General features: G+C 66.5%; 6 protein-coding genes. 4 read left to right on the top strand and 2 right to left on the bottom strand.

The genetic code is table 11. The features are described from left to right. Positions 1 to 459: 459 nt before the first annotated feature. The 3 genes from ABZ823_RS30765 to ABZ823_RS30755 all read left to right on the top strand — a co-directional run bounded on the left by ABZ823_RS30765 (position 460) and on the right by ABZ823_RS30755 (position 2,897). On the top strand, positions 460 to 1,065 hold the full coding sequence (locus tag ABZ823_RS30765; RefSeq protein WP_361666177.1) for a helix-turn-helix transcriptional regulator: 606 nt from the start codon (positions 460 to 462) through the stop codon (positions 1,063 to 1,065). A 90-nt stretch (positions 1,066 to 1,155) separates the two neighbouring features. Continuing rightward, on the top strand, positions 1,156 to 1,710 hold the full coding sequence (locus tag ABZ823_RS30760; RefSeq protein WP_361666174.1) for an AAA family ATPase: 555 nt from the start codon (positions 1,156 to 1,158) through the stop codon (positions 1,708 to 1,710). A 203-nt stretch (positions 1,711 to 1,913) separates the two neighbouring features. Further along, entirely contained in the window at positions 1,914 to 2,897 is a 984-nt protein-coding gene (locus tag ABZ823_RS30755; RefSeq protein WP_361666172.1) for a phosphotransferase, read from the top strand. A 44-nt stretch (positions 2,898 to 2,941) separates the two neighbouring features. Here the strand turns inward: ABZ823_RS30755 and serS are convergent, their stop codons facing one another. Together serS and ABZ823_RS30745 are read right to left on the bottom strand one after the other, a co-directional pair. Next, the gene (serS, locus tag ABZ823_RS30750) at positions 2,942 to 4,228 is read right to left on the bottom strand and encodes a serine--tRNA ligase (RefSeq protein ID WP_361666169.1); all 1,287 of its coding nucleotides are present in this window, start codon (positions 4,226 to 4,228) and stop codon (positions 2,942 to 2,944) included. A 591-nt stretch (positions 4,229 to 4,819) separates the two neighbouring features. Next, complete coding sequence (locus ABZ823_RS30745; RefSeq protein WP_361666166.1) at positions 4,820 to 5,287, bottom strand: ATP-binding protein; 468 nt, start codon at positions 5,285 to 5,287, stop codon at positions 4,820 to 4,822. A 363-nt stretch (positions 5,288 to 5,650) separates the two neighbouring features. On the opposite strand from ABZ823_RS30745, the gene ABZ823_RS30740 reads away from it, so the two are divergent. Continuing rightward, positions 5,651 to 6,112 (top strand): pyridoxamine 5'-phosphate oxidase family protein, encoded by a 462-nt coding sequence (locus ABZ823_RS30740; protein WP_361666163.1) that lies wholly within the window; start codon positions 5,651 to 5,653, stop codon positions 6,110 to 6,112. Positions 6,113 to 6,267 lie beyond the last annotated feature (155 nt).

The raw sequence follows: 6,267 nt of genomic DNA, 5'->3' as shown, positions 1-6,267 counted from the left end.
CTCGAAGCGTGGAGAACGGCCGCCTCCGCTGTCCCGTGAAGAACCGCAGGTCAGCAGGACGAGTGACCCGCGAGGTTAAACGCCAAGCTCAGACAACCAGGCGTTGACACAGGTCAACGAAGCCATCGGAACACTGGACCTCCCGGTAGTCGTCTGGCCCCGGGTGAACGCCGCGCACGCTCGCCACCCCGCATGGGAAGGGCACATCCAAGCCCTTCACGATTCAGGTGTGCGGTTGATCTACGGAGACGAGGTATGGCCGCTCGCGGAGCCGCGGGCTGGGATGCCGGGGCGCCGGTACCCGTGGGAAGCCGTACTAGACGAGGCCAGCAAGGCAGTCTCCTGACGTTCCATCAATAAAGCCCGGAAACAAGAAGAATTGGACCCGGACAGTCTGTCCGGGTCCTTCGTCTTGACCGGCACCAGTCTGAGGGCATCACCGGCAATCGGAGGGACCGGATGCCCGATCAGGGATTGAGCGCGGCGCTCCCCGGCACAACGACCTGGGGCGACGCATCCAAGAGTTGCCCGAAGGCACGTACGGATGCGATGGGTGGTAATGACTACTCATCTCGACGCTCGTCTGATGCCGCCCCAACGTCGTCGGGCACAGAGCGCATCGCCGTGAGCGCCACGAGAAGCACCCCCATGCCAACCAGCCGCACCCGGCTCTGCAGCCTCTGCCGATGCCGCCTGAGTCGGTACAACAGGGAAGACATCTGTTCCGGCTGCGCTCGCAGTGGGACAGCCGTAGAGCCTGCGCGCCCCGTTCCACCTCAGGTATGGGCTCGCCAGGACGTCAGAGACGCCCTGTTACACAAGGACTTCGGCAGGCTGTGCCAACTCGTGCGAGAGTACGGCCACCTCCGCCAGGAGGACATGGCCCTCCTCACAGGGCTGAGCCAGGCTTTTCTGTCGATGCTGGAATCTGGGCAGCGACGCGTCACCAACATCGACCGGATCATCGTCCTCCTGGACGGCTTGAACGCACCCGTCGACATCACGGGGCCGATGCTCCGCCCCGTAGCTGCCACTCCAGGCCCGCCTCTACGGACACTCTCCTGATGCTCCACTTCAGCTCGTGATCTTGTCATCAGACTGCGGTGGCGAGTAATCGCATCGCGTGCCGCGGTCGCGCGCTGGCACGCTGCCCTCATGGATCAAGCTGAAGTACTGCTCATCGGCGGGCGAGCCGGCGTCGGCAAGACGACGGTGGGGTGGGAGGTTTCGGCGCAACTGCGCGCCGCGGCGGTCCCTCACGCGGTCATCGAGGGGGACTTCATGGGGCAGGTGCATCCAGCACCAGCAGGGGACCCGCACCGCGCGGAGATCACCGAGAGCAATCTGACTGCCGTGTGGGCGAACTTCGCCCAGCGCGGCTACCGGCGTCTGATCTACACGAACACCGTGAGTGTGCTGCCCGAGGCGGCTGGCATGTTCGAGCGTGCCATGGGGGCCGGGGTGCGGATCATACGAGTCCTGCTCACCGCCTCCGATGCCACCGCCCGCGAGCGGCTGGTGGGGCGGGAACTCGGCTCGGAGCTGGAAAAGGAGCTGGAAGGGAGCGGGCGCAAGGCGCGGCTCCTGGACCAGCGGGCCGCCGCAGATACCGTGCGGGTGGTGACGGATGAACGACCTGTCGTGGACATCGCGCGGGAGGTGGTGTCCGCCACCGGTTGGGCCAAGCCTCATCCCGGCCGCAGTTCGTGATCGTGGCAGCCGGCCGGTTCGGGAATGGGTGCGGCCACCGATGATCATCAGGGTGAGGGACAGAGGATCATGCGGTGGCCGCAGCGACCAGGACGCTCCTCATCTCGACACAGCCCTACGCGGCTCAGTGAGCGCATGGACTGGCACTCGCCCACGCGACAACTGCGTGGTGCCGGAGAGTGCGGTTCCCTCATCCTGACGGCATGCCCAAGATCGTCACCCCCCGCCTCCGGTACAACGCCACGGCGGTACGCCCACACTGGCAGGACCTCCCGCAGGACGTTCGCCGCCTCATCGCACACCGTCTCGGGGGCGAGGTACAGGCCGGGCCCAGCGCAGGGAGCGGATTCACCAACGGCTTCGCCGCAGTACTCCGTGGGACGTCCGGACCTCAGTTCATCAAAGCGGTCCGCAGTACGGACAACCCTGTGGTCGCCGACTGCTACCGCCGGGAAGCGTTGATCAACCAGGCGCTCCCCGCGCAGATGCCGGCGCCACGCCTGCGGTGGATGGAGGAGCAGGACGGATGGGTCGTCCTCGGCTTCGAAGCTGTCGACGGCGGCCGTTTGCCCGCCACGCCATGGAAACCCGACGAGCTCACGGCCACCCTCGACGCCTACACGATCACTGCAGAGGCACTCTCCACCCCACCCGCAGGACTCCAGCACGCCGACATCAGGCCAGTCGGCGAAGACGGTGACTTCGCCGACTGGCGCAACCTCGCCCGTGGCGCCACACCCACGAACGTTCTCCCCTCCTGGATGCCACTCGACCTCCTGGACGTGCTGGCCGGCCTGGAGAGCGGGTGGCGGGAGGCCGTCGCAGGAAATGCCGTCCTCCACCACGACCTGCGCCAGGACAACGTGCTGATCGACGCAGACGGCACCGCGTGGATCTGCGACTGGAACTGGCCCTGCCTGGGGGCCAGTTGGTTCGATCTGGTCCTCCTCCTCGCCACCGCCTACGCTGACGGCCACGATGCTACCTGCCTGTTCGGCCAGCACCCCACCTCTCGAGGAGTCGCCGCCGAGCAACTCGATGCGGCGCTGGCGGCGCTCTCCGGTTTCTTCCTCACCTACGGCGGACGGCCCCCAGCAGACTGGTCACCGCACATTCGCCAGCACCAGACGTGGTGCGGGGAGGTCACCCTGCGGTGGCTGGCCGACCGGCGTGGTTGGACATTCTGACCGGCGCCGCACCCATTCACGCTCGGCAGACAGCCCGCTCAGCATCAGGCCGACGACCGTGCTGCCAGGACGCCGCTTGGGATCCACTCGCGCAGCACCTCGGGTACTTCGACCGTGCCGTCGGCCCGCTGGTGCTGCTCCAGCAGCGCGGGCACAAGCCTGCTCGTGGCCAGACCGGAGGCATTCAGCGTGTGGACGAACGCCGACTTGCCCTGCCGGGGCCTGTAGCGGATGTTGCCGCGCCTCGCCTGGTAGTCGCGGGCATTCGACACCGAGCTGACCTCGACGTACGCCTCGATGCTCGGCAGCCAAACCTCTACGTCGTACGTCCTGGCCATAGCTGCGCTGGTGTCACCAGCCGCCAGGCGCGTGATCCGGTAGTGCAGACCCAGTTCCTTCACCAACTCCTCCGCCTTGCCGAGGAGTTCTTCGTGTGCGGCGTCCGAGGCGTCGGGGTGGGTGAACTGGAACAGCTCGACCTTGTTGAACTGGTGCCCGCGCAGGGTTCCTCGCTCGGCCGTGCGGTAGCCGCCGGCCTCCTTGCGGTAGCACGGCGTGTACGCGACGTACCTTCGTGGCAGCTCCACCTCGGGCAGTGTCTCGTCCCGGTGCAGGTTGACCAGGGCCGTCTCCGCGGTCGGCAGTAGGAACCGGTCCGGTCCGCCGGCCCCCCGTTCCAGGGCGAAGACCTCGTCGGCAAACTTGGGGAACTGGCCCGCCGTGTACCCAGCCGCGAAGGTCAGGATGTGCGGCGGCAGCACAAACTCGTAACCGTCCCGCACATGGGCCTCCAGGAAGTGATTCAGCAGCGCCCACTCCAGGAGCGCGCCGTTGCCCCGGTAGATCCAGAAGCCGCTGCCGCCGAGCTTCGTGCCCCGCTCGTAGTCGACCAGGCCCAGCGTGCGAGCGAGCTCCACGTGGTCCTTGGGTGTGAAACCGAACCCTGGGCGCTGTACTGCTTCGCGGATGACCTCGTTGTTCTCCTTGCCCCCGGCAGGCACGTCCGCGTCCGGCAGGTTCGGCAGCGGAGCGAGGAATGCCTGACGCGCCTGGTCCAGTTCGGTGAGCCTCGTCTCGGCGGCGGTCAGATACTCGCCCACGGCCGTCGCCTCGCCGCGCAGGCTTGCCACGTCCTCGCCGATCCGCTGCCGCTTTGCGATCTCGCCGGAGATCCTCTTGCGCTCCCCGCGCAGGCGCTCCACCTCGGCCTGCATCTGCCGGTACTCGTCGTCCAGCCGGAGAAACTCGTCGACGTCGACGTGGACCGCCCGCTTGGCCAGTGCCTGCTGGACATGGGCCGGATTCTGGCGAATCAGGGTGATATCGATCATCCTGCCGGTGCTCCGTTCGATCAGTCATCAGGACGTGATCCCTTGGGAGCGCGGGCGAGAAGGGGCAACTCGCGGTGCCACCGCGCCTTCACCACCAGGTGGTGGCCTCTTTCACGACCCAGTCACGGGGGTCAGCCGGCGGGGCATTGGACCTCCGGTGAGGCCGTTCCTCCCCGCACTCGGGAGGGGATTCGCCGCAGGGCGCGAGGCTGCCTTCCCAGCTACCGGCAGCTCTCTCGGCTCGCGTGGACCCGGGCTACTTGTCTCCGTCATCGCGTTGGTGGAGAGGTTAGGACGAGAACTCCCGCAGCGACACCGAATATCTCCGACGCTGTCACACGCGGTTGGTTGGCCTGCTCAGCAGGCGCCCCTTGAGCGAGAGGCACGAACAAGGCTGGAAGCCGACCTGATCAAGGTGGGATCCGTTCAGTGATGGGGATGGCGCGCCAGCCAGGTGGAAAGCGCGAAGCAGCGACGAGACCCGTCCGCTCATTAGGCCGCAGGCGTGCCAAGAGCGGTTCGCAAGGGTGCATGGAGGCCGGGCGGGAGCAGCTCAGGCCGCTTGATGCTCGATTCGCACAGGTGTACAGGTTATTGGCGCGGTTCCTCTGCGGCGGCATCAGCATGTGCGGCGGTCACGGCCGTGGTGCCCTCTGAGGAAGTGGGGATTGCCAGTTCGAACCATGTTTTCTTCCCCACCGTACAGGGTTGTGGGCCCCACTCGGTTGCCAATGCGTCAACCAGGAAGAGACCCCGCCCGTTTTCGTCCATCGCCTCGGCTTGGGACAGCCGAACCAAGGTGGGGTCCGCGTCGGTGACTTCCACGCGCAGCCGCTCTCCGGTCCACTGCACGGACACCACGCACGCGGCCTGCGTGTGCGTAACAGAGTTCGCGACTACTTCTCCTGTGAGCAACTGCAAGTCGTTGGTCAAGTCCTCATCCAGGACCAGCCCGAGTCGCTGCGCACGGTGGATAACGCGGTCTCGTGCGGCTGGCACCGCCTCGACCGACGGCGGGACAGTGAACGCGTAGGGCGAATCTCCGAACGGGCGGGGCATGGCTGTGACCTCTCGCAGGGCGGGAGCTATGGCGTCAGCGCGATCTCCCACAAGTGAATGGATCGCTCGCCGACTTCACCGGGCGCGTCCACAAGTGACCCGACGAAACCGTCAGCGGCCCAGCGGATGTGGCCCATCAGGACCTCGAACACCTCGTGCCAGCGGGCAGGGTCTACGCTGTGACCCGCGGCCACCGTCTCTTCGTTTGTCCACACAACACACGATGATCAGCGGTGGCCGTACCCGTCTGTCAGCCAGCCTGTACTGGCCGTCCCGAGTCAGAGGCTGAGGGGTTCATCGGTCGCCGGGCGTAGGTCCCTCGCCTCATGCGCGCTTTGAGCCTGCTGACTATGGTCGGCACTCATGCAGACCACAGGGATTGTTCGCCGCCAGGCGGCGGAGCGTAGGCGCGACACTCTGGAACGGCTCGTCACCGAGCGGGATGTATGGGTGTCGACAGCACATCCCAATCACGGGCCGCACCAGGTGCCACTGTGGTTCATGTGGGATGGGCGCGCAGTGTGGATGTGCACCAGTGCCACTTCCGCGACTGCGCGGAACGCCCGCGAGGAGCCGCGCGTGCGCCTGGCGCTGCCGGACACCTTCGACGTCGTGCTTCTCCAGGGTGAGGCGGAATGCTTCCTGGACCAGGACGTGCCCGGAGACGCGGCCGAGGCGTTCGCCGCCAAGTTCGGGTGGGACCCGCGTACGGAGGAAGGCTCCTTTCTGTATGTGCGCGTGGTGCCGAAGAGTGTCCGCGCTTGGCGCGGCGAACCGGAACTACGCGGCAGGGTCATCATGCGCGACGGGACATGGCTGGAATAGCGGCCGTCGCTGACTGACGTCCTTCTCCCCACCAGCAAGATCACGATCTACGGCTGGAGTACTAGGGCCTGTACGGAGTCGTGATCACCATGCTGGTACAACTTTCGTGTGGCGAGGCGTGAACTGAGTGACGACGATTGGGCGTTGGTCGAGCC

The sequence above is a fragment of the Streptomyces sp. NPDC047079 genome, assembly GCF_040643755.1.
In the GTDB taxonomy this organism is placed as follows: Bacteria; Actinomycetota; Actinomycetes; order Streptomycetales; family Streptomycetaceae; genus Streptomyces.
The sequence above is the reverse complement of the archived record's forward strand: the minus strand, read 5'-3'. Positions and strand labels throughout refer to the sequence as shown.

Excerpts from the sequence above, each read along its gene's own strand:
- ABZ823_RS30765 (WP_361666177.1), top strand. The coding sequence starts at position 460 with ATGCCCGATCAGGGATTGAGCGCGGCGCTCCCCGGCACAACGACCTGG.
- ABZ823_RS30760 (WP_361666174.1), top strand. The coding sequence starts at position 1,156 with ATGGATCAAGCTGAAGTACTGCTCATCGGCGGGCGAGCCGGCGTCGGC.
- ABZ823_RS30755 (WP_361666172.1), top strand. The coding sequence starts at position 1,914 with ATGCCCAAGATCGTCACCCCCCGCCTCCGGTACAACGCCACGGCGGTA.
- serS (WP_361666169.1), bottom strand. The coding sequence starts at position 4,228 with ATGATCGATATCACCCTGATTCGCCAGAATCCGGCCCATGTCCAGCAG.
- ABZ823_RS30745 (WP_361666166.1), bottom strand. The coding sequence starts at position 5,287 with ATGCCCCGCCCGTTCGGAGATTCGCCCTACGCGTTCACTGTCCCGCCG.
- ABZ823_RS30740 (WP_361666163.1), top strand. The coding sequence starts at position 5,651 with ATGCAGACCACAGGGATTGTTCGCCGCCAGGCGGCGGAGCGTAGGCGC.